Origin of the sequence: Pseudomonas sp. FP603 (genome assembly GCF_030687415.1) — a bacterium.
Taxonomy (GTDB): domain Bacteria; phylum Pseudomonadota; class Gammaproteobacteria; order Pseudomonadales; family Pseudomonadaceae; genus Aquipseudomonas; species Aquipseudomonas wuhanensis.
Window position 1 is genome coordinate 4,667,653 of record NZ_CP117431.1, and the last position, 22,165, is coordinate 4,689,817.

Annotated in this window: 16 protein-coding genes and 10 pseudogenes; 13 read left to right on the forward strand and 13 right to left on the reverse strand. The window is 56.6% G+C overall.

Features of this window, described 5'->3' with window-relative positions:
• Window positions 1-166 precede the first annotated feature (166 nt).
• Window positions 167-656: pseudogene (locus PSH65_RS21545) on the forward strand (helix-turn-helix domain-containing protein); the annotation flags it as partial.
• A 7-nt stretch (window positions 657-663) separates the two neighbouring features.
• Here PSH65_RS21545 and PSH65_RS21550 read toward each other — a convergent pair.
• Window positions 664-1,624, reverse strand: a pseudogene (locus PSH65_RS21550) (IS30 family transposase).
• An 88-nt stretch (window positions 1,625-1,712) separates the two neighbouring features.
• On the opposite strand from PSH65_RS21550, the pseudogene PSH65_RS21555 reads away from it, so the two are divergent.
• Window positions 1,713-1,823: pseudogene (locus PSH65_RS21555) on the forward strand (IS6 family transposase); the annotation flags it as partial.
• A gap of 51 nt (window positions 1,824-1,874) precedes the next feature.
• On the opposite strand, the pseudogene PSH65_RS21560 reads toward PSH65_RS21555, so the two are convergent.
• Window positions 1,875-2,207, reverse strand: a pseudogene (locus PSH65_RS21560) (ATP-binding protein); the annotation flags it as partial.
• A 737-nt stretch (window positions 2,208-2,944) separates the two neighbouring features.
• On the opposite strand from PSH65_RS21560, the gene PSH65_RS21565 reads away from it, so the two are divergent.
• Window positions 2,945-4,171, forward strand: a complete 1,227-nt coding sequence (locus PSH65_RS21565; protein WP_305422249.1) for a hypothetical protein — start codon at window positions 2,945-2,947, stop codon at window positions 4,169-4,171.
• A 170-nt stretch (window positions 4,172-4,341) separates the two neighbouring features.
• On the opposite strand, the gene PSH65_RS21570 is transcribed toward PSH65_RS21565, so the two are convergent.
• A complete protein-coding gene (locus PSH65_RS21570) occupies window positions 4,342-4,842 on the reverse strand; it encodes a hypothetical protein (RefSeq protein ID WP_305422250.1) in 501 nt (166 codons plus the stop codon).
• 116 nt (window positions 4,843-4,958) lie between these two features.
• Between PSH65_RS21570 and PSH65_RS21575 the strand changes: the two genes are divergently transcribed.
• From PSH65_RS21575 to PSH65_RS21590, 4 genes are all read left to right on the forward strand, one after another.
• Window positions 4,959-6,331 (forward strand): IS3 family transposase gene (locus PSH65_RS21575; RefSeq protein ID WP_305422251.1). Its coding sequence is split into 2 segments (ribosomal slippage): window positions 4,959-5,430 and window positions 5,430-6,331, totalling 1,374 coding nucleotides; the frame shifts between segments, so codons are not numbered across the junction.
• Between the two features lie 76 nt (window positions 6,332-6,407).
• Window positions 6,408-6,740, forward strand: a complete 333-nt coding sequence (locus PSH65_RS21580; RefSeq protein WP_305422252.1) for a transposase — start codon at window positions 6,408-6,410, stop codon at window positions 6,738-6,740.
• Window positions 6,737-7,072, forward strand: coding sequence for an IS66 family insertion sequence element accessory protein TnpB (gene tnpB / locus PSH65_RS21585; RefSeq protein ID WP_017279403.1), 336 nt, complete (start codon window positions 6,737-6,739; stop codon window positions 7,070-7,072). Before PSH65_RS21580 ends, tnpB begins: the two co-directional genes overlap by 4 nt.
• A gap of 83 nt (window positions 7,073-7,155) precedes the next feature.
• Window positions 7,156-8,682: an IS66 family transposase gene (locus tag PSH65_RS21590; RefSeq protein WP_305422254.1), complete on the forward strand. Its 1,527-nt coding sequence runs from the start codon at window positions 7,156-7,158 to the stop codon at window positions 8,680-8,682.
• Here PSH65_RS21590 and PSH65_RS21595 read toward each other — a convergent pair whose 3' ends face one another.
• The 4 genes from PSH65_RS21595 to PSH65_RS21610 all read right to left on the reverse strand — a co-directional run bounded on the left by PSH65_RS21595 (window position 8,683) and on the right by PSH65_RS21610 (window position 12,158).
• On the reverse strand, window positions 8,683-9,090 hold the full coding sequence (locus PSH65_RS21595; RefSeq protein ID WP_305422256.1) for an AAA family ATPase: 408 nt from the start codon (window positions 9,088-9,090) through the stop codon (window positions 8,683-8,685). It abuts the gene before it with no gap.
• 488 nt (window positions 9,091-9,578) lie between these two features.
• Window positions 9,579-10,451 (reverse strand): hypothetical protein, encoded by an 873-nt coding sequence (locus tag PSH65_RS21600; RefSeq protein WP_305422257.1) that lies wholly within the window; start codon window positions 10,449-10,451, stop codon window positions 9,579-9,581.
• On the reverse strand, window positions 10,451-10,975 hold the full coding sequence (locus tag PSH65_RS21605) for a hypothetical protein (protein WP_305422258.1): 525 nt from the start codon (window positions 10,973-10,975) through the stop codon (window positions 10,451-10,453). Before PSH65_RS21605 ends, PSH65_RS21600 begins: the two co-directional genes overlap by 1 nt.
• Window positions 10,976-11,084: 109 nt before the next feature.
• Window positions 11,085-12,158: a transposase gene (locus tag PSH65_RS21610; RefSeq protein WP_305422259.1), complete on the reverse strand. Its 1,074-nt coding sequence runs from the start codon at window positions 12,156-12,158 to the stop codon at window positions 11,085-11,087.
• A gap of 65 nt (window positions 12,159-12,223) precedes the next feature.
• Between PSH65_RS21610 and PSH65_RS21615 the strand changes: the two genes are divergently transcribed.
• Window positions 12,224-12,424 (forward strand): hypothetical protein, encoded by a 201-nt coding sequence (locus PSH65_RS21615; RefSeq protein ID WP_305422260.1) that lies wholly within the window; start codon window positions 12,224-12,226, stop codon window positions 12,422-12,424.
• Between the two features lie 60 nt (window positions 12,425-12,484).
• Here PSH65_RS21615 and PSH65_RS21620 read toward each other — a convergent pair whose 3' ends face one another.
• Window positions 12,485-12,802, reverse strand: coding sequence for a DNA-binding transcriptional regulator (locus PSH65_RS21620; RefSeq protein WP_305422261.1), 318 nt, complete (start codon window positions 12,800-12,802; stop codon window positions 12,485-12,487).
• Window positions 12,795-13,154 carry a type II toxin-antitoxin system RelE/ParE family toxin gene (locus tag PSH65_RS21625; protein ID WP_305422262.1) on the reverse strand — a complete coding sequence of 120 codons (360 nt, stop codon included), beginning with the start codon at window positions 13,152-13,154 and terminating at the stop codon, window positions 12,795-12,797. The genes PSH65_RS21620 and PSH65_RS21625 overlap by 8 nt, the downstream gene beginning before the upstream one ends.
• Before the next feature lie 299 nt (window positions 13,155-13,453).
• Here PSH65_RS21625 and PSH65_RS21630 point away from each other — a divergent pair.
• The 3 pseudogenes from PSH65_RS21630 to PSH65_RS21640 all read left to right on the forward strand — a co-directional run.
• A pseudogene (locus tag PSH65_RS21630) lies at window positions 13,454-14,157 on the forward strand (IS6 family transposase).
• A gap of 53 nt (window positions 14,158-14,210) precedes the next feature.
• Window positions 14,211-15,156 (forward strand): annotated as a pseudogene (locus PSH65_RS21635) (IS21 family transposase); the annotation flags it as partial.
• Window positions 15,157-15,193: 37 nt separating this feature from the next.
• Window positions 15,194-15,289: pseudogene (locus PSH65_RS21640) on the forward strand (AAA family ATPase); the annotation flags it as partial.
• Here the strand turns inward: PSH65_RS21640 and PSH65_RS21645 are convergent.
• Window positions 15,275-16,024, reverse strand: coding sequence for a hypothetical protein (locus PSH65_RS21645; protein ID WP_305422263.1), 750 nt, complete (start codon window positions 16,022-16,024; stop codon window positions 15,275-15,277). The pseudogene PSH65_RS21640 and the gene PSH65_RS21645 sit on opposite strands and share 15 nt — an antisense overlap.
• A gap of 108 nt (window positions 16,025-16,132) precedes the next feature.
• On the opposite strand from PSH65_RS21645, the pseudogene PSH65_RS21650 reads away from it, so the two are divergent.
• Window positions 16,133-17,388: pseudogene (locus PSH65_RS21650) on the forward strand (IS256 family transposase).
• Between the two features lie 22 nt (window positions 17,389-17,410).
• Here PSH65_RS21650 and PSH65_RS21655 read toward each other — a convergent pair.
• From PSH65_RS21655 to PSH65_RS21665, 3 genes and pseudogenes are all read right to left on the reverse strand, one after another.
• The gene (locus PSH65_RS21655; RefSeq protein WP_305422264.1) at window positions 17,411-17,809 is read right to left on the reverse strand and encodes a transposase; all 399 of its coding nucleotides are present in this window, start codon (window positions 17,807-17,809) and stop codon (window positions 17,411-17,413) included.
• Between the two features lie 226 nt (window positions 17,810-18,035).
• Window positions 18,036-18,993, reverse strand: a pseudogene (locus PSH65_RS21660) (IS3 family transposase); the annotation flags it as partial.
• Between the two features lie 333 nt (window positions 18,994-19,326).
• Window positions 19,327-20,139, reverse strand: coding sequence for a hypothetical protein (locus tag PSH65_RS21665; RefSeq protein ID WP_305422265.1), 813 nt, complete (start codon window positions 20,137-20,139; stop codon window positions 19,327-19,329).
• 949 nt (window positions 20,140-21,088) lie between these two features.
• Between PSH65_RS21665 and PSH65_RS21670 the strand changes: the two are divergent.
• A pseudogene (locus PSH65_RS21670) lies at window positions 21,089-22,165 on the forward strand (IS66 family transposase); the annotation flags it as partial.

Sequence of the window (22,165 nt, forward strand, 5' to 3'; positions counted from 1 at the left end):
TGGCCATGCGCACTACTGCTCAGTGAGGTCGAAGTCTGGTCTGTATATCGACATGTTCTTCGATAATCGACCTAACCGCTCAGGATACTAGTGTCCTGTCTCTAAAATAAATTCTCCGCAATATTAGCTATGCTTTCTCGGTCATCACACCATCGGAGGCGAACCGATGGGCGCCCAACATATTGTCCCGAGTCCCAAAGAACACGCCGAACTCAGCCACCGCACAAGGTCTGCCACCATCAGTCAACGTGACGGTCGTCGCGCCCGGGTGATCCTGTTGGCCGCTTAAGGTTGTTCGCGAGTTGAAATAGCCCACTTGGTTGGATTTTCTCTGCGCTCGGTCACTCTTTGGTGTCAGCGTTTTCAAGAACAGCGACTAGACGGTTTGATCGACAAGCCAGGTCGCTCGCATCTCACCGGCCAGCGTCCAGCGCATATGGGTCGCCAACGACATAAAACCGCACCTGACACGCACCTTCAAATTGTCCAACGATCCAAAGTTCGAAGAGAAATTCTGGGACGTCATTGGGCTGTATCTGGATCCGCCGGACAAGGCATTAGTGCTCTGTTGCGATGAAAAAAGTCAGGTTCAGGCCCTTGAGCGCACTCAGCCAGGACTACCTTTGGGGATCGGCCATATCCGCACCCAATCGCACCCTGAATTCAACACATAAGTGCAACGCTCACCCCTGCATACACTTCGTACGGTGTCTTCCAGCCCAAGCGTTTGCGCGGGCGTAAATTGATCTGCGCGACCACCCGGTTTACGGCGGCAACGGTCAGCTTGCTGAAGTCGCTACCCTTGGGAAAATACTGGCGGAGCAAACCGTTGGTATTTTCATTCGTGCCGCGCTGGCAGGATGAATACGGATCGGCAAAATACACCTGGCAACGGCTCTTGCGCGCGATGTGCTCATGACCGGCAAACTCCTTGCCGTTGTCCAACGTCAGTGTGTGCACCACATGCCCTTTGAACTGTAAGTTGATCGCCCGGGAGACTTGACGGCGAGTTCGGCGCTTGACCGGGTAAGCGCTAAGATAACCGCTTTTACGCTCAACCAGGGTGACCAGATTACCGCCCACACCATGCACCGTGTCTCCTTCCCAATCCCCCAGCCGCTCTCGGGTTTCGACCTTCTCAGGGCGCTCGGTGATAGACACCCAATTTCGCAACAGCCCCCGCCGATCGTGGCTTCCATAGCGTTTACGGTAGCGCTTTCGACGGTGGCGAAGATGCGTATAAAGCTCGCCGCCACCTCGTTGGTCGCTGGCAATAAACCGATAAATCCACTCGTGACTGACCGTCTGATCCGGCCTCTCTTGCTTCAACCGATGAGCAATCTGTTGGGCTCATCCCATGCTTGAGCCATATCGCCAGGTGATGGCTCAGCCAGGTAAGCGGCTTGCAAAACTTACGCGCTCCGGCTCGCCGAGCATCACTTTCATGGGTCGCACAAACCGCCATGTAAATCTTTTTAGGGCTGTTACGGCGAACCTCACGGCTGATCGTCGAAGGATGCACGCCCACCTGTTTAGCGATGCTGGCTTGGCTCTCTTTGGCCCTCAGGCCAGCCTCAATCTGGTAACGTTGGCCCTGAGTTAGCTGCCGGTAAGGCGTGGTCATCTGCGCTTGAATCCTTTGGTGTGAGAGCCTGGATTCTACCGGTGGCTGGCTCTCTGCCTCTCGTTTCAAGCGTTGCAGTTATTCTATGAATTCAGGAATAGAAACCCTGCGAGCCCTTCGCAAAGGTCAGGCAGCGTCCTGGTATTACGGGCACCCCCAAAGCGAAGTGCGCCTGGTGAATAGGGTTTTCGGCCTCTGAGCCCTGTTTGAAGAGCAAACCACTGCTCAGGATCCTATTTGCAACAGTGCCGTCTGAAGTCTCTGTCGCCGTCAATTTCGTTGCGAGTCTGCGCATCGATTCGCCCTTCAGTTCGATCCGATAAGCGTTGTGCACCAGCCGGTCGAGGATCGCATCGCCCAAGGTCGGATCGCCGATCAGTGCGTGCCATTTGTCCACTGGCATCTGGCTGGTCACTAGCGTCGAGCGGTTGCCGTAGCGGTCGTCCAGCAGTTCAAGCATGTCGCGCCGTTGCGCAGCGGTAAACGGCACCAAGCCCCAGTCGTCCAGGATCAGCAAGTCGGTCTTGGCATAACCCGCCATCAGTTTCGCGAAGCGGCCGTCGCCGTGGGCCAGGCCTAGTTCGGGTCGGTTCCGGCTGGGGGCGAAATGACACCCTAAGTGTAGCGGCTCGCGTTTGAAAACACGCTGGCTCGCATTCATCGGCATTTCCGGCTCACATTAATTGCACATGAGATTGCATTCCACGGCACCGGCTCGCGTTTCATCGCGACGGGCTCACGCTATCTGCAAATGACGGGTGGCGGTTTTGCCTCACAGAGGAATGCCGGCCAGCGTGTTTTCTAACGCGAGCCGCTACAGGTAGGCAGTCTCCTGCCAAATGACCGTTTACACAAAACTCATTCCACCCTCGATTCCGGACAACTCAATTATTGTATTTTCGTGTCCGGAACTCGAACCGCTCTCAGACCACTCATTGCTCTCGACACAAGGCCGTGAGTCAACCCACGGTATTTACTCGCCCAGCCTAGGTATGCCTGGCCGTCAGCTGTGCCATAAGGAATCTATCACCAATGCCTATCGCCTCAACCACCCCGCCGCCACACGCTGTTGTGCCAGCCCTGACACCCTCTGTCGCCCCCAATTCAGCTTCGACGACAGCGCCACCAGTGCCACAACGCGCGGAACATACGGATGCGACAGGAGCACGGATCAAGCCGGGCAATTCCTCACAAAAAACTTCGTTGAACCAATCGACCCAGATCGGGTTCATGAACCTTCCCTTGGAGTTGGTACAGCATATTGTCCGTGATGTAGCCAGTGGCTCACCACATGATACGGCCGCGGGGGTGCGCGCCCTCATGTTGAGCAACAAATTTTTAAACCAGGCGGTATCGAATGAGAAGTCGGTCCAGAAACATTACCTTTTTCTGAAACAGTTGATGCCACACTTCAATAACCTCATAGCCCGCATACCGACTCACGAGTTAAATAGCCATACGGTGCTGTTGATGGGGCCTAAACAGCTTCAGGCGCGGGTCACGGCCGCCCTCGGCCTGGCCGACGAGGGGCACAAGGCCACTGCGATCGCCGGACTGGGCGCCGGGCTGGCGGCTCTCGACGCGCCGCAGCAGCAGGCGCTGGTCACGGCCGCCCTCGGCCTGACCGACGAGGCGTACAAGGACCTGGCGATCACCGGACTGGGCGCCGGGCTGGCGGCTCTCGACGCGCCGCAGCAGCAGGCGCTGGTCACGGCCGCCCTCGGCCTAGCCGACCAGTGGAGCAAGGCCGATGCGATCGCCGGACTGGGCGCCGGGCTGGCGGCTCTCGACGCGCCGCAGCAGCAGGCGTTGGTCACGGCCGCCCTCGGCCTGACCGACGAGAGGCACAAGGCCTATGCGATCGCCGGACTGGGCGCCGGGCTGGCGGCTCTCGACGCGCCGCAGCAGCAGGCGCTGGTCACGGCCGCCCTCGGCCTGACCGACGAGAGGCTCAAGGCCCGCGCGATCAAAGGACTGGGCGCCGGGCTGGCGGCTCTCGACGCGCCGCAGCAGCAGGCGCTGGTCACGGCCGCCCTCGGCCTGACCGACGAGAGGCTCAAGGCCCGCGCGATCACCGGACTGGGCGCCGGGCTGGCGGCTCTCGACGCGCCGCAGCAGCAGGCGCTGGTCACGGCCGCCCTCGGCCTGACCGACCAGTGGAGCAAGGCCCGCGCGATCGCCGCACTGGGCGCCGGGCTGGCGGCTCTCGACGCGCCGCAGCAGCAGGCGCTGGTCACGGCCGCCCTCGGCCTGGTCCACGACGGGCACAAGGCCCGCGCGATCGCCGGACTGGGCGCCGGGCTGGCGGCTCTCGACGCGCCGCAGCAGCAGGCGCTGGTCACGGCCGCCCTCGGCCTGACCGACGAGGCGTACAAGGACCTGGCGATCACCGGACTGGGCGCCGGGCTGGCGGCTCTCGACACGCCGCAGCAGCAGGCGTTGGTCACGGCCGCCCTCGGCCTGACCAACGAGAGGCTCAAAGCCGATGCGATCGCCCGGCTGATCATCAAGGGTTATCAAGATTCGAGGGTTCGTGACTATCTGTAGCGGCTCGATAACATCGGTCGCCAGACCTGATTACATCGCTCGTTTCGGGACCCCATTAGCTGAGAATATCGGGCCGCTCCGACCCACAATAAGTGAGAATGGGACCACATTGCCTGAGAACAGCCCGATAACATCCGCTTCGGCCCACATTAGTTGAGAATGATGTCGCATCATACCGGCACGCCCGCAGCCAACAGCCGATCATGCAGTTCCTGCGTGCGTTCTGCCGCGAGCTGGCCGGCGAGGAAGGAGCGCACCTCGCGCGACTTGACGCCCAGGGTGTCGATCAGTTGCTTGACGTTGTATCCGTTGCGCATCAGGCGTGCGCCCATGGCATTCAAGTCTGGCGACAGAACCGCTTCAATGGTGTCCACGTCGATCGGCTTCTGTCCCACGCGGAAGCCTTCGGTGAACGCCCGGTCGAGGTAAAGCTCGAACTGCAATGGTGTCGCCAGGCGCTCGCAGAGCAGCGTGGCAGCGGCATCGGTCAACAGGGTTTGCGGCTTGGTCTTCGCTGCGCTCACATGCGAAAGTACCCAGTCGAGATAAGCGCGACGGTCCGGTCCCAAGCTATCGAACTCGAACAGCGTCACCGGCCCGCCGATCTGCTCCATCGATGAATGCACCAGGTCGTTGCGCAACTTCGGATGTCCGGCCAGGACGATCGACAAGGGGCTCTTCCGTATGCGTCCGGCCAACACACCTTCCTGACCCCGACGCCAAAGGCGATGGTGTCCACCTAATTTGAACTGACCCCAAAAGGTTGGACACAACCTTTGGGGGTGTCATGGGTAAGTACACAGAGCAAGCAAAGCTCGCGGCGGTGCAGGACTACTGCTCCGGTAGCGCGGGCTTGAGAGATGTCGCACACCGTCACAATGTGGACTTTTCATCCCTACGCCAGTGGGTCGCGGCCTATCAGGTGCATGGCGTTGCTGGGCTTAAAGAGAAAAAGCTGCCGCGCTACAGCAACGATTTCAAACTGTCTGTTTTGAAACGTATGCGTGAGGAACAGCTGTCCTATCGGCAGACGGCGGCCTTGTTCGATATCCGTAAGTTCGACATCATCGGCCTCTGGGAACGCCGCTTTGACGAGGGCGGTTTTGATGCCCTTACCAAGCAGCCTAATAGAGCCGGACGCCCGAAAAAAATGCCGACCACCATTCCTTCTGTTCAACCCAACTCAACCGATGACGAATCGCGTTCACGCGATGATTTGCTTGCTGAGGTGAAGCAGTTGCGGATGGAAAACGACTACCTAAAAAAGCTCGATGCCTTGGTTCAGGAGAAGAAACGAGTAGCGCAGCAGAAAAAGCGCAAATCGTAATAGGACTGAGGCCGCTGCATTCTCTCGAAAGCCTGCTGAAGTTTGCCGGTTTGGCACGCAGCACCTTTTACTATCAGCAAAAGGCGCTGCAATCGGCTGATAAGTATGCAGAGCTGAAAGACAAGATTCGCTCGACGTTCGACGAGCACAAAGGCCGGTATGGCTATCGCCGGATAACGGCTGCGGTACGGAGCGCTGGCCATCTCGTCAATCACAAGACTGTTCAGCGACTGATGGCGCAGCTTCAGCTCAAGAGCTTGGTGCGGGTGAAGAAATACCGAGCCTACAAGGGTGAGGTAGGCAAGGCAGCGCCTAATCTTTTGAAGCGTGAGTTCGAAGCTCCGTCACCCAATCAAAAGTGGGTAACCGACGTTACAGAGTTCAAAGTTGGAGGTCAGAAGCTGTATCTGTCTCCCGTTTTGGATCTGTACAACGGTGAAATCATTTCCTATGAGGTTGCCAGACGGCCGCTGTTCGATATGGTCGGGAAGATGCTCAAAGGTGCATTCAAGCGACTTCAGCCGCATGAAAAACCGGTTTTGCACTCAGACCAGGGCTGGCAATATCGAATGCCCATTTACCTGCGGGCTCTCAAAAAGTGCTCCGTTACGCCAAGCATGTCGCGCAAGGGTAACTGCTACGACAACGCGGCCATGGAGAGTTTTTTCGGCACACTGAAGTCCGAGTTTTTTTATCTGAACAAATTTAACGATCTTGATGAGCTTCACGCAGGCATCGACGAGTACATCCAGTATTACAATCACTCGCGCATTAGACTGAAGCTAAACGGCCTGAGCCCTGTTGAATACAGAACTCAGGCTGCTCAGGCATAGATAGATAATCGTCCAACTTTGTGGGGTCAGTTCAATTTAAGTGGACACCATTTTTAGCCTTTTTAAGCGGACGCCTATGCCACAAGAACGCCGTTCCTATTCAAAGTCCTTCAAGGCCCAGGTCATCGCCGAATGCGCGCAGCCTGACACCTCGATCGCCAATGTCGCGTTGACCCACAACCTCAACGCCAACCTCGTCCATAAATGGATACGCGTGCATGCGCAGAAAAACCTGACACTTCAAACCGCCTTCATCCCGGTCAAGACATCGCCGCCGGTGCCGATGCATCAGGCCCTTCCTGCCACGATCCGAATCGAAGTGCCGCATCCAAAAGGCGTAGTCGTGGTGAGTTGGCCGGCAGAAAATGCAGTGGCGTGTTCTGCTTTCCTGCGAGACCTGCTGCGATGATCCGCATCGACTCCATCTGGCTCGCCACCGAGCCCATGGACATGCGCGCCGGCACTGAAACTGCGCTGGCGCGAGTCGTGGCGGTGTTCGGTGCGGCGAAGCCGCACTGTGCTTATCTGTTTGCCAACCGTCGTGCCAATCGCATGAAAGTGCTGGTGCATGATGGCTTGGGGATTTGGCTTGCTGCCCGGCGCTTAAATCAAGGACGTTTCTTTTGGCCTGGCGTGCGGCACGGCTCTGAAGTCGAGCTGGATGCAGAGCAACTTCAAGCCTTGGTGCTCGGCTTACCTTGGCAACGCGTCGGTTCCGGAGGAGCCATCACGGTGCTCTAACTCGCCTGCCATGGCCTGCTTGCCAGCGCAATTGGCGCATCAGTCTATCGCCGCCCATAGCCCTCTCTGGCAAAATCGGCGGCATGACTTCGCATCCGAATCTCGATCAATTAAACCCTGAAGAACTGCGTGCTTTGGCGGCGCAGTTGATCCAGCGCGTCGAGACGATGGACAAGCAGATCAATCATCAAAAGTCGGTCAACGAGAAGCTGGCCCACGAGATCGCGCTGCTCAAGCGCTTCAAGTTTGCCAAACGCAGCGAGCAACTAAGTCCAGATCAGGCCAGCTTGCTCGACGACTTGATCGATACTGATATTGCCGCTATCGAAGCCGAGCTTGAGGCGCTGCAACCGACACCAGTCGAAGCCAAAGTGCGCCAGCAACCTAAGCGCGCAGCGCTGCCGCCGCAGTTTCCTCGCACGCTGATCCATCACGAACCGGACAACAGCCATTGCCAGTGCGGCTGTGCTCTCAAGCGCATCGGCGAAGATGCCAGTGAAAAACTCGACTACACGCCCGGCGTGTTCACCGTCGAGCATCACATCCGTGGGAAATGGGCCTGCGAGCAGTGCGAAACGCTAATCCAGGCGCCGGTACCGGCGCACGTCATCGACAAAGGCATACCGACCGCAGGCCTGCTGGCCCATGTCATGGTGGCCAAGTTCGCTGATCATTTGCCGCTGTATCGTCAGGAAAAAATCTTCGGTCGCGCCGGGCTGCCCATCGCCCGTTCGACCTTGGCGCAGTGGGTGGGCAACTGCGGCGTGCAACTCCAACCACTAGTCGATGCGCTGCGCGAAGCCGTGCTGACGCACGGCATCGTTCACGCCGACGAGACGCCGGTACAAATGCTGACGCCTGGCGCTAAAAAAACTCATCGCGCTTATGTCTGGGCCTATGCCACCAGTCAGTTCTCCGACCTGGCGGCGGTCGTTTACGACTTCAGCCCAAGCCGCGCTGGCGAACATGCCCGAGCCTTCCTGGGCGGTTGGAACGGCAAGCTGGTCTGCGATGACTTTGCCGGCTACAAGGCAGGCTTTGAACTGGGCGTTACGGAGATAGGATGCATGGCCCATGCCCGCCGAAAGTTCTTCGACTTGCATGCGACCAACAAGAGCCAGATCGCCGAAAAAGCGCTGCACTACATCGCGGCCTTGTACGAAGTTGAACGAGAAGTCCGCGAGCTGGAACCGGGTGATCGACAGCGAATACGGCAGGAAAAAGCAGCGCCAATCGCCGACGCACTTCATACCTGGATGACCGCCCAAAGACAGCTTGTGCCTGAGGGTTCGGCCATCGCCAAGGCCCTGGATTACAGCCTCAAACGCTGGATAGCGCTGACGCGCTATCTCGATGACGGTGCTGTGCCCATCGATAATAACTGGTGCGAGAATCAAATCCGGCCGTGGGCTCTTGGGCGCTCGAACTGGCTGTTCGCGGGCTCGTTACGCAGCGGTAAACGTGCGGCGGCGATCATGAGTTTGATCCAGTCGGCGCGGCTCAACGGACATGATCCGTATGCTTACTTGAAGGATGTTCTTACACGCCTGCCGACGCAGCGTGCGAGTGAGATAACCGAGCTGTTGCCGCACAGGTGGGCGCCCGTTTAATCACACAAGGTGTGTTGGGCGGACGCTTACGCTCTTCCCGCTGCGCATGACTTCCATCAGTCGCTTCAGGCTCAGTAGCGTGTCTTCGCTGAGCTGGTGGGCGTCGTCAATGAACAAGACAACCGGCTTCTTCTTTTTCTTGATCAATTCGCGCAGTACGCGAGGCCGTTGCTCACTTTTCTTCGGCATCGGTTCGTCTTTTTCGGTGGACAGGTCGCAGAACAGCGCCAGTTCCAGTGTTTCGATGGTGACGTGCCCGATGTTCAAGGCCAGCGATTGGGCGATCAGGATTTCCTTCTCCTGTTCAAGCGATTCCTGAATCCGCTGCAAGGTCGAGGTCTTGCCCGTACCTACCATGCCCGAGAGGACGATCAGCTTGCCGTCCTTGATCGCCAGCTTCAACGGCACTGTTGCAAATAGTTTGTGGAGTTAAGCTAAAGCCTACCTTGGACTGAAGGAGGCGATAGTGCTCGCAGTCCCAGCTGTACTGGAAGACTTACGGATGGGCGAGTCGATACTCTTGCCAGAGCAAGGCCAGGGTGACGCAGGGCCGGGGTAACTCGGCGTGGACATGATCCCATGGTCGCTTGGAGCGAGCACTGCGGTGGAAAAATGTTTTGCTATCCGGCGATAGTTCGGCACTCGAGGTTAAGCCGTGCTCCGCTGCTTTTTTATAAAACCGGTGAAGGTCACCGGCTTCATGAGAGCATCTCGGCAGGCGAATCCGCGTACCCTGCCAGAGTCAGCCAAGCTTGCTCAGCGTGTCCTTAACCGCCTTTCAATTGACATTGGAAGTCTCCCTGATAGTGCTCTTCCCAGCCGTAACGGTTTCGGGTAACGACAAAGAAAAGTGGAGCCTCATCTTGCGAAGGGATGGTAAATCTATCCCCGGCATTTCAGTCTCGCTCCCACGCATGCTCCATGCTTAGCAAATTTACGATGGGCCGCACACTGGTTGAAGATAACTGGGGAGACATAAGAGGAGCAGAATTGAATGGCATTCTTACACTTCGAATCTCTCTGACATCAATAGCTATGTCCGCCGCAAGCGCTCTCTCAGCTGCTTGAGTCCTGCTAAGATCGGCCCCCGTTACACCTGGACCTAACTGAAGGACGGCCGAGGCGTCCCTTCGTGCCCGTTCAGCGTCCTGTCGGCTGGAATAGCCTTGTTTGGCGGCCCGCTCGTCCCATTGTGCCCGTTCAGCTTCCTGTCGGCTGGAATAGCCTTGTTTGGCGGCCCGCTCGTCCAGTTGTGCCTGTTCAGCTTCCTGTCGGCTGGAATAGCCTTGTTTTGCGGCCCGCTCGTCCTTTTCTGCCAGTCTAGCCTCCTGTCGGCTGGAATAGCCTTGTTTGGCGGCCCGCTCGTCCCTTTCTGCCAGTGCAGCTTCCTGTCGGCTGGAATAGCCTTGTTTGGCGGCCCGCTCGTCCCGTTGTGCCAGGTCAGCCTCCTGTCGGCTGGAATAGCCTTGTTTGGCGGCTAGGGCATCTACCTGTACTCGGTGAACCTCAGCTGTCGAGGTTATGCCGAGCTTCGCTGCTTTTTTATACAAAGAGCTTCGGGATGCAACCCGCCCCTTTGCTTTCTTGTCCCCGCGCTCCAGTTCATCATCCGTGACAGCACATCCAGTGAACGTATTCGTGTTGATGTCACCACCTGGTTTGTGCCTACACCGGCCAGCCTTAATGGTGGTAGCGCCCGAGCCGGAGCTTTTCGAGGAAGGATAAGGCGCCGCGGCCCTTTGTCTATCTTCACGGCGCAAAGTCGTCACTATTGCTCTTGAGGAGCTGGCAAGCGAGCTGGGGGGGGCTGCCCAGACGCATCGGAGTAGCGCGAGTCCTGCGTTGATCCCGTTGTGCGACTATCGACCGAATGCCCCGAAGGCAATGATGCGCCAGAGAAGTCTTGAGGGTTGCGTTGTTCAATCAACGCGCGCGTCAGCTCATGTGGAGAGTACTGCGCCTTCAGTTCATCAATCCGGCGGGCAACGCTGCCATCCATGTTTGCAAGCGAGTATCTTTCGCCTTCCAACGGCGCGATGCGTTGCAAAAGAGACATCGGTGCTGGCGCGTGACTCACCGAAGAGGACGCTGGCGCGGGGACGATTGGCGCATTATTTTGCTGCGACCAACCTTGACGAGCGCCGTTTTGTTGAAAGTGCCGAATGTCATCCACTTGGTAAGGGAGCTGAAAGGGACGCGCCTGGTTGAGCGAGTCGGTAGTGGCCTGCGGATCGAATCCGAGCTGAAAGCAATCGCTCGCGTGAGCTGCGGAACAGGGCGATAGGGGACGCATGGTGGCTCCTGTGACTGGGGCTTGGCATTTTTTCGTTTGGGCAGGCCACCTGAAGCAATGTGCTTGCCGCAGCCCGGCATCTGCGCACTAAAAGCTTCTTGTGTTGATACTATGTGGCAAAAGCGGGCGAAGCGTTCCATATTACAAACGCAATACTGCAGGCACTGTTGCAAATAGGATCCTGAGCAGTGGTTTGCTCACTATCCCAGAACGCGGGCACCTGAGAATTAGTGGTCCCCTGCTGCAGGCGGAACACGGCGTGTTGCCCGCTGGTGAGGACCTGATGCAGGATCAGGTAGCTGAAGTAGCCCCGGTCGAAAATGACCAGATCTCCAGGCTCCAGTTTTGCCAGATGTTCTGGCACACAGCGGCGTTCGTCGTTATGGGGTACCAGCTCGAAATCGTAAATCAACTGCTCCTGCAAGTTGTACAACCCGCTCACCATGGCGCAAGGGTAATGCCGGGTCGTCTCCCGTGGTGTTTTATAGCCGTATTCCAGCAGGCCGCGGGGCGCATTGATTTTCGAGCCGTCGATGGCAAAGACCCGATGCCCTTTCCAGGTCGGCGTGTCCCGGTGAGCGTGCCAAAGTGAAATCAGTTCGTCGTTGAGCGTTTTGAACACGGTTTCCGGCAGCTTCTGCCGGGCTTCACACAGGGAAGATGCCGCAACGGCATCCGTACGGGGCAGAGTGATTCCTTTGTTTGTACAGGACTCCCACAGTGCACCAAGACTGCTGCCATAGCCCTGTCGGTTCCTGCTTAAAACCATCTTCAGTATGAATACAACCAGCAACCGTGTATCAATCACACGCCGGCGTTTTTGCCATTCTGGATCCGTGGACTGGCAGGTTCGCTGAAATAACTTACCGACTTTTGTCCAGAACACAGACATTTCTTCATGGGGCATCGAGGGGGGGAGCCTTGCTTCGCTGTCCAGCAAACAAACATAGCGCACCTTAACCGAATGCCATTGGTAATCCGGAACCCCAGAAAATTCCGTCGGAAGCGGGGCGCGCAGCCCGGGACGGGCGAAGGCGTGAGGATCGAAGCCCGAAGGGCCAAGACCCGCCGCGCTTTTGGCCGGGGCTTGGTTTACGAGAGCCGTTTCGGCGAAGCCGAACACGCACAGCGGCGGGGTTGGGTAGGTGTAACTGCTTGCAATCGAAAACGGCCATGCTTGCAATCAACGCTATTTCAGGCTCGGATTAATTGCTGTCCAAGCTATTCATCATTACAAGGAAGCAAGCAATGACCGAGCAATACGACCCGCAAGGCCGCTATAACATCTACGATGAAGACGACCAAATAAGGGGCCAGGTGGTGAAGGGCGTGCTGTATGAGGGGGCACCGGATTTCCGCCAGGAAACAGGCCGATTCACAGCGGAGGATCTTGAGGGGCTGAACTTCGTCCATCAAGGCGCCAGGTTCAAACTGGTGCGCCAAGGCTAGGCCCTGCGTTACCAATAACGAAAGCCCCCTGCTAAAGCAGAGGGCCTATGTGTGGAAAGGTTAAGCCAGTATCTCGATACCGTGCTTTTCCACGATGGCCAGCAGCTTGAGGGCCATGCCACTCGGGCGCTTGTCGCCGGCCTCCCACTGCTTGACCGTCGATGCGCTGGTGTTCAAGTACCGGGCAAAAATCGGCTGACTGACGTGGCTGCGCTGACGAATTTTCTTGATCTGCGCAGGCCTGATTTCAGGCACTTCGGCAATGCAGGTCTCATCGAATTCCCGCATGGTGGCCTTGTCGATAGCGCCGATGGCCAGCAGTGCATTGGCCGAGCTGTGAATCGACTCGAAAGCCTCGCTTTTGAATTTCTTAGCCATTGCTGCATATCTCCAAAAAGTCTTTCCGCTTCAGCAGAAGCTGGATTTGCTCGTTGCTCAAGCCTTCATAGGCTTTGGCAAGCTTCTTGAATCCGGCCAGCTCCTTTTTACCGATGTTGTCCAGGTCGCTCTTGGCAAACAGGAACTGATACACCCAGTAGTCGCCGCCCTTCGCCAGGATGATCGAGCGATGCCGGTTTTCATTCAGGCGTTTTTTCCAAACGCCACCGCCGAGATCAACCGCCTGACCCTGCATCACTTCCTTGATCGCTTCGCACAGATCCGCATCAGGGATTTCAGCCTTCTTTACTGCAGAAGCAAAGGTTTTCGTTTTAAACACCCTCATTGGCATAGACTCTCCTAGTGATAAAAAGTTACCACCTAGTGGTATAGATGTCAAAGATTTCAACCGCGCGCCGGGGGCCAGCTGGACTGCGAATAACGGGATTAAACACCCAGAAAAAAACCCGCATTCTCGGGCTTTGGGTCTTTCGTTACTACCAGGAATTCAACGCCGGTGACGGCGGCTCAGATCCTCGCGCAAACGCTGCGGCAAAAAGAGCCCGTAGAACGGCTCGGGTTCTGGCGGGCACTGTTGCAAATAGTTTGTAGAGTTAAGCTAAAGCCTACCTTGGACTGAAGGAGGCGCGTATGAACCCTTTCCATGGTCGGCATTTTCAGGGCCCCATTATTCTCTGGGCCGTACGCTGGTATTGCAAATATGGCATCAGCTACCGTGAGCTGCAGGAGATGCTCGCCGAACGCGGCGTCAATGTCGACCACACCACGATTTATCGTTGGGTTCAGCATTACGCGCCGGAGATGGAAAAACGTCTGCGTTGGTACTGGCATCACCCTACAGATTTGCGCTCCTGGTGCCTCGATGAAACCTATGTCAAGGTCTCGGGGAAATGGTTTTACCTGTACAGGGCCACGGACAACCGCGGCCATACCCTCGATTTTTACCGTTCCCCCGTCGCAACACCCAAGCCGCCTACTGGTTTTTACGCAAGACGCTCAAGCCTCTGAAGGCGTGGAAAATCCCTAAAGTCATCAATACCGACAAGGCGCCCACCTATGCCAAAGCGCCGGTAGTGCTAAAGCAGGAAGGCAAATGCCCTCCGGACGTGGAGCAGCGACAGGTGAAGTACCTGAACAACGCCATTGAGTGCGATCATGGAAAACTCAAACGCATAATCAATCCAATGCTGGGTTTCAAATCCCGTAAAACGGCGTATGCAACGATAAAAGGAATAGAAACCCTGCGAGCCCTTCGCAAAGGTCAGGCAGCGTCCTGGTATTACGGGCACCCCCAGGGCGAAGTGCGCCTGGTGAATAGGGTTTTCGGCCTCTGAGCCCTGTTTGAAGAGCAAACCACTGCTCAGGATCCTATTTGCAACAGGGCCGTTTCGCCTTTCTCGGCGACACATCGCAGATACTGGTACTCGACAATCTGCGCAGCGGCGTTACCAAGGCACATCGCTACGAGCCCGACATCAACCCCAGTTACCGCGACCTGGCCGAGCATTACGGCGTGGCTGTGCTGCCCGCTCGCTCGCGCAAACCCAAGGATAAAGCCAAGGTCGAAGTCGGCGTGCAAGTGGTCGAGCGGTGGATCCTGGCGGTGCTGCGCAACCGCCAGTTCTTCTCCGTGGGCGAACTCAACACAGCCATCGCGCTGCTGCTGGATCGCCTCAATCAGAAGCCCTTCAAGAAGCTGCTAGGCTCACGCCGCTCGGCCTTCGAGACCATCGTCGACCAACCCGCACTGCAACCGCTCCCAGAACATCCGTATGTCTACGCCGAATGGAAAAAAGTGCGGGTGCACATCGACTACCACGTCGAGGTCGACGGCCATTACTACTCGGTGCCGTACCAACTGGTGAAGCACCAACTCGAAGTGCGGCTAATCGATAAGACCGTCGAGTGCTTCCACGTCAACCAGCGGGTGGCCAGCCATCTGCGCTCGCCGCACAAAGGCCGCCACACAACTCAAACCGAGCACATGCCCAAAAGTCACCGCGAACATGCCGAATGGACGCCGCAGCGACTGATCCACTGGGCAGAGCAGACCGGCCCGAATACAGCCGGCGTCATCGCCTACATCCTCGAACGCCGGATCCATCCGCAGCACGGATTCCGCGCCTGCCTGGGCATCCTGCGCCTGAGTAACAGCACGGCGAAGAGCGGCTGGAAGCCGCTTGCCAGCGTGCGTTGGCACTCGGCGCGTGCAGTTACAAAAGCCTGAATCGATCCTGCGCCAAGGCCTGGAACGGCTGCCGCTAGCCCAGCAAAACCTGCCGCTGCTGCCCGACGAACACATCAACCTGCGCGGCCACGGCTACTACCACTGACCTAAAAAAGGAACACCAAAATGCTACCCATCCGACTCTGGACAAACTACAAACCCTGCGCCTGCACGGCATGATCAAGGCGCTTGGCGAACAACACGCAACGCCTGACATCAACGATCTAAGCTTCGACGAGTGAAGGACTTGGAGACGGTGATTTTACGGCCAATGCTTCGAAGTGGCCGCCCATGTCCAGAATGAACCCTTCTTTGGCATCTGGGTGCTTTGAGCCCTGTATCTCATCGAGAACGTGCCCAGGCAGCACCTGAATCACATGGATACGCACTTGCTCATTGGGCGGCTTACCAAAGTTGAGGTTGTCCACGAATCGCTTTGCCAGCGTGCCGCTCGCCAGCACCATTTGGTCTGGCTCTTCCTCGCCGCCCTCCCTCGCTATACGGAAACTTTCGATAACATCCGCATCGGGTATCCCTTGGGGTCGCTTACCGCTGGCCATTGCTGAGATCTGCTGAGCGGAGATGAAAAAACAGTTGTTCTTTTGCTGGGTAGTTTTGCCGTCGTTCGAAAGCCTTTGAAAGTCCACACCGAACGCTTCGTCGTATTGTTGCGCCGTCGCGGTTCGGGCCTGGGTCAGTGCTGTCAGCTGCTCTAGAAAACCGCCTTGAGCAGCAGTTCTGGGGGACAAGTGCGCTTGCAAGTCGAGTTCTAACCTGTGGGCAAGGTTTGCCAGGCGCGGTTTCGCCCGCCCATAGGCTTCGGCGGTCGCCCGCGCGTGGCTTGCAAAAGGAAGGTTGGGGAACGCGTTCGCGCGCGCCTCCTGGGCGGTGCGCGGGAAGTTATCGGCTCGGGGCGGCGGGCCATTCGGCGGCGGTGCACTGTTACTTGGGGTGTAGGCGGGTTGCTGAGGCATGCCCGGCGGCCGTGTAGGCATAGTGGTACCCTGCTGTGTACGAGAGGGTGTAATTAGTTTTGTGTAAACGGTCATTTGGCAGGAGACTGCCTACCCCAAGGAAATCCAATGACCGAGCCAAAACCCAAGCGCGCCAAACGAGTCAAGCCTGATCCTGAACTGGTTAAATTGGCCGATAGCCTGCTGACCAATTACAAAAAGCCCGAGGACCTCATCGGTGAAAACGGCCTGCTCAAACAGCTCACCAAGATGCTGGTCGAGCGGGCCCTTGAAGCCGAAATGACCGAACACCTGGGGCACGACAAAAGCGCAGCGATCACCAACGCTGCCGCCAATGCGCGCAACGGTCACAGCGGTAAAACCCTAAAGGGCGACTTCGGCGAACTGCCGCTGGACATACCTCGCGACCGCCAGTCCTCCTTCGAGCCGCAGCTGGTGGCCAAGCATCAAACCCGCTGGACGGGCTTCGATGACAAAGTTATTCTCTCTACGCTCGCGGTTTAAGTGTCAGAGAAATTCAGGCGCACTTGCAGGAGATGTACGGCACAGAGGTCTCTCCCAGCCTGATCCCGGCGATTACCGACGCGGTGAGTGACGAGGTCAAGCTCTGGCAGGCCCGACCGCTGGACGCGCTGTACCCGATTCTCTACCTGGACTGCATTCACGTCAAAGTGCGCGATGCCGGCGCCGTGCGCAACAAGGCGGTTTACCTGGCCATCGGCGTCAATATGGCGGGGCACAAGGAAGTGCTGGGCTTGTGGATCGCGCAAACCGAAGGCGCCAAATTCTGGCTGCAAGTGGTAACTGAACTCAAGAATCGGGGCGTGCAGGACATCTTCATTGCCTGCGTGGACGGCCTCAAAGGCTTCCCAGAGGCGATTGAAACGGTTTACCCGAAAGCCGTCGTTCAGCTGTGCATCGTGCACATGGTGCGCAACAGTTTGAACTTCGTATCGTGGAAACGGCAGAAAGAAGTCGCGGCTGATCTCAAGCTGATTTACACCTCAGCCACCGCCGAGCTGGCTGAGCAACGGCTCTGCGAATTTGAGGCAAAATGGGACGCCGAGTACCAATCAATCAGCCTGTCATGGCGACGAAACTGGGCTCGGGTGATCCCGTTTTTTGACTATCCAGCCGAAATTCGCAAGGTGATCTACACCACCAATGCTATCGAATCGATCAACATGAGCCTGCGAAAAGTGATAAAAACGCGTGCGTCATTTCCGACCGATGAGGCGGTTATGAAGCTGTTTTATCTGGCGCTGAACAACATCAGCAAAAAGTGGACAATGCCGATCCGGGACTGGAAAGCGGCTTTGAATCGCTTCAGTATCCAGTTTGAAGACCGGCTGTTAACGGTTTAATAGAAATCCCGTTTACACAAAATCAGGGACACCCTCGCATCGCCTCGGCCACACCCGATTGGGTCTTGGCGATCGCCGTGGCGTTTCCCGAAAGAACGGATCGAGCCGCGCTCTCGGCGTCGGTGGGATCGGATTTCCCCTGGAGCCGGCGTTTGGAGCGATCAGGGCGGTTAACCTCCAGCACCTCGATGCCATGATCACGCAGGACACGGGCTAAACCCGCGCCATAAGTTCCGGTGCCTTCCACGCCGGCACGCTTCAACATACCGAAGGAGTTGGCCCAGGTAACGAGCTTGAGATATCCGCTGGTATCGGTTGTTACCGCCAAGCAGCCAAGCAGGTTTCCATTCGTGTTGATCAAGACCCCTACGTGGGTATCCAGATGTGTATCAACTCCCAAGATGACTTCGTTTTCGTCCATGGGGCTGTTCATGACTAATGCCTCCGATGAGAACGCATTACCAACCCCATACGCAGGACAGGACACTCAAGATGCAGGACAAGGCTCCTATCAGGTCACAGACGCTGGGCCCGGCAATGCCAGGGAACGTCAGCGTCCAATCGACAGGTCAACGCAAAGGCACTCTATTGGCCAATCCCAGCACGGGTCAGATTGGGCCGACGCTCTTGAGCATAGTGAACTGAGTGTCCCAGCAATTTCCTCGGCGACTCATGCTCTGGCGCATGCGATAACGCCACAATCGCTGACGAAATAGCCGGCTTGCGTATTGCGACCCCTGATCCGAGTGAAACAGCAGACCCGAAGGCCTGCCACGCTGCTCGTAGGCCATATCCAGGGCCTTGATCACCAGTTCAGCGTCCGGCTTTTCCGACAACGCCCAGCCCACCACCCGACGCGTGCAAAGATCCAGCACGACAGCCAGGTAATGCCATTTCCCCTGGGCCCAAATGTAGGTGATGTCACCGCACCACACCTGGTTGGGTGCCGGAACATCGAATTCCCGATTCAAGATGTTCGGGATATCGAGTCGCTCTACGGTCGCTCGTTTGTAGGCATGTGATCCGGGTTGTTTGCTGACTAAATCAAGCTCGCGCATCAAGCTGCGTACTTTGAATCGACCGAGTTGCTCACCGTCTTCACGCATCTGCGACAGGATGCTGCGGCTGCCCGCCGCACTGCGACTTTGCGTGAACAACTCGCTCACCCGGCTGCGCAACCTAAGCCGTTCAACATCGGGCGTGCGGCGCCTAAGACGCTGGGCGTAGTAGCACGAACGAGTCACTTCAAACACCTTGCACAGCCAATCAACTGGCTCATGAACGCTCAACTGGTCAATCAGCGCGAACGCTCGTGATCTTCCGACATCAAGAGCGCGGTAGATTTTTTAGTATGGATTTTTCCCGTTCAAGACGGGCAATTCGGGCTTCCAGCTCCTGAATTTTCTGTTGTTCCGGGGTCAATGCTTTGCTCTGCGGCGTAACACCTTGGCGCTCCTGCTGAACCTGATCAACCCAGCGGCGCAGGGCCGACTCGCCGACGCCGAGTGAACGGCTGGCTTCGATGTAGCTGTAGTTTTGCTTGAGCACGAGGTCGGCAGCCTCGCGTTTGAATTCAGCAGAAAAGGAACGGCGTTGTTTGGTCATCTGACACCTCGATCTGGCGAGCATTCTCGCCTAAATGGGTGTCCGGTTTCATTAGACCACTACATAGCATCACGGTTTTGCCACTGCCAAGGATTATTGTGGAGGGGGGGAAATTGTCTTGTGGGGAGGGGAATTGATATCCTGATATGATGTAGGCTCCTGGTCGCCGCACGGTCTCGGCGTATTTTCCGGACGCCGTGACGTGCAACGACCAGACCCTGCCAGATCAGAGTGGCGCTTGATGGTGATCAAGTTCCGGAACTGTTCACCCTTTTGAGATTGATCAGGATTATCTCGTCGACACTATAAGTTCAGGCATGGCAAAATGCGGCACTACAAAGACTGTCCTGGACTTGAAAGAAACTTAATTGGCACATCAATAAGAATCAAACTCAACGCTTCTTTGAGCTCACCAGCCAGAAGCACTTCCACCACATTATACGGCAGTTGATTAAAATGGAAATCTCGCTGGGAAACCGCAATATCCCGCAAGGCTCGGAGCTGCTCTTTTTTTTCGTGAGGCGGGTCAGTATTTATACTGTACCACGCAAGATTGTACACCTCAGAGTGATATCCTAGAGTTTCTAAAATATTTGTTTGATCCAGTTTTGCTTTACTGACTATGGAGGCAACCTTTGATCCTGACCTGGCTACTTCCTTATCTTTTCCTAGCAGATCAAGTAACGTAAAACTTTCGAGTTGTTCAACGTGGGAGCACTCATGCGCGATAGTGAGCGCTACCTGGAGGGCAACAACATCATCATCGAGCTCAATGCTAATTCCCATTGGAGGAACTACAAATTTTTCGAATGCTGCCGGGCCAATTTGTGGATCCTCACCAGGAATGGTCAGGCCATGTATCTTAAGATTTTTATCAAAAGATACTGAGTAGTTATCACTAAACTTGAAGGCCTCCAGTATATATTCCAGGCCAGCGTCAGACATTATAGGTTTTATGAGTTCATGCAAGGCCGGGTACTTGCCGAACGAGACATTTGTGGGTAATTCAAAGCTAGATGGAAGTTGTACTGACCCTGTTTTGCTACCACTGGCAATTGAGCCGGTCCCATTGTAACTTGAACCTGCCGGAGACGCGAGAAATCGCCTTTGAATTGAAAGACTTTTGGCCTCGCTAAGTCTGGACATAGTGCTATCGGTCGTTCCGGCCCTATTAGGTCTAGGTCCTCTTCGAGAAGGAGCGGAAGGCTGGAGTTTGGGATCACCGGGATTAACAGGCTGCTCCGGGATCGAATCCAGGGTGACGGTCCGACGCGGCCGCCGATTGTCATGAGGTGCGTATGAAATTTCACTGGCGTTGGACAGAGAGCCGATCGAAACTTGTGCAGCGTGTAAACTGGCTAATGGCTCTCCGGAATCTTGTGATATCGGCTTACTTGGCTGATGTGACAGAGATTTATTCTCAGTTTGAACCGCCTCCATTTCGTAATTTGAAGCTATCGAATTACTTGAGCAACAGATACCCATTTAATTTTACCCTGATTAATATTTAACTAGTAGTGAGCGCACAGAGTGCCCTTCGTAAATCATGGAGAATCAGCATCCTCTGATGAGAGGGTGTTGATGCGGCTGCCAATATAAGGTAGTGCGGGTTATTTGTGGTTCGAATACGCAGGTGGTTCCAATTACGGTCAGTCGTAGAGCCGGGTGGCGAGTCCTGGTCTTTGTTGTAGGGTCGCTGTAGCTATAGCGACGCACAATGATGGGCGAGCTCCGGCTACGGCAGGTTGGAAAACCTTAGCTGTAGCTGCTTGCAATCAACGCTATTTCAGGCTCGGATTAATTGCGACTGAAACAGTCCCCATGCTGGGGGGCATTTCGCCCCCAGCCGGAACCAACCCGAAACCAGCGTTACGAATGTTTTGTTTCAGCTGCAGCCCTTAGGGTCTCTCGGGCTCGGCTTTGCCGCTTCCTCAGCGTGCTTTGGAAAATCATCTGCGTCGGATCCCGTGGGTCCGGCACCATTTGCCGAATCCTCAGCGCGTTTTGCGGTGCGTTTGACGTGAATGCTGGATGGCCGAATCCTGGCGAAGGATTGAACGCTGCCGGATAGTGGCCAGCGGCGGATGGGGGCAGTGACTCATTCACCGGTGTACCGGCACCGAGTCGCCCGATAGCCCGAGGCCTTGCAGGCCCTGGGCTATTGGCCCACGTGCTGGTCTCCAAGTTTGTTGACCATTTGCCCCTGTATCGACAATCCGAGATCTACGCCCGTGAGGGCGTGGATCTGGAGCGCTCAACGCTGGCCGACTGGGTCGGCCAGAGCAGTCAATTGCTCAGGCCGCTGATCAACGCCCTTGAGCGTCATGTCATGAGCGGCCATAAAGTTCATGCCGACGACACACCGATTGGTGTACTTGCACCGGGCAACGGCAAAACCAAAACGGCTCGCCTATGGACATACGTTCGCGACGACCGGCCTGCCGGTTACACGACGCCGGCGGCTGTGTGGTTTGCCTACTCGCCGGATCGCAAGGGGCAACATCCGCGTGCTCATCTCAAGAGCTTCAGCGGGATTTTGTAGGCTGACGGCTACGCCGGTTTTGCTCAGCTGTATGCGACAGGCACCATTCAAGAAGCCGCCTGCTGGGCTCACGCCCGCCGCAAGTTTTACGATGCCTACAAAGACCAGGCTTCACCACTTGCTGGCGAGGCGCTGCAGCGGATTGCGGCCCTGTATGCCATCGAAAGCGAGATCCGGGGACAGCCGCCCGATCAGAGAAAAACGGTTCGGCAAAGTCGGGCAAGTCCACTGCTGGAGCACCTGCACGCGTGGCTTAACCAGACGCTGGCTCAACTGTCGAAAAAATCGACATTGGGCGGTGCAATCCTCTATGCCCTCAACCGGTGGCAGGCTTTAACGCGCTACTGCGATGACGGCCGAATCGAAATCGACAACAACGCCGCCGAGCGTGCCCTTCGGGCTGTGGCCTTGGGCCGCAAGAATTACCTGTTCGTGGGCTCTGACCACGGCGGCGAGAGGGCTGCTGCGATTTATAGCCTGGTGGGTACTGCCAAGCTAAACGGGTTAAACCCACAGGCGTATCTGACCTACGTGCTTGAGCACATTGCCGAGCACCCGATCAATCGGGTGAGCGAGTTACTGCCCTGGAATATTTCCTTGAACCACACTGAACACTGCGAGGCCGCCTGA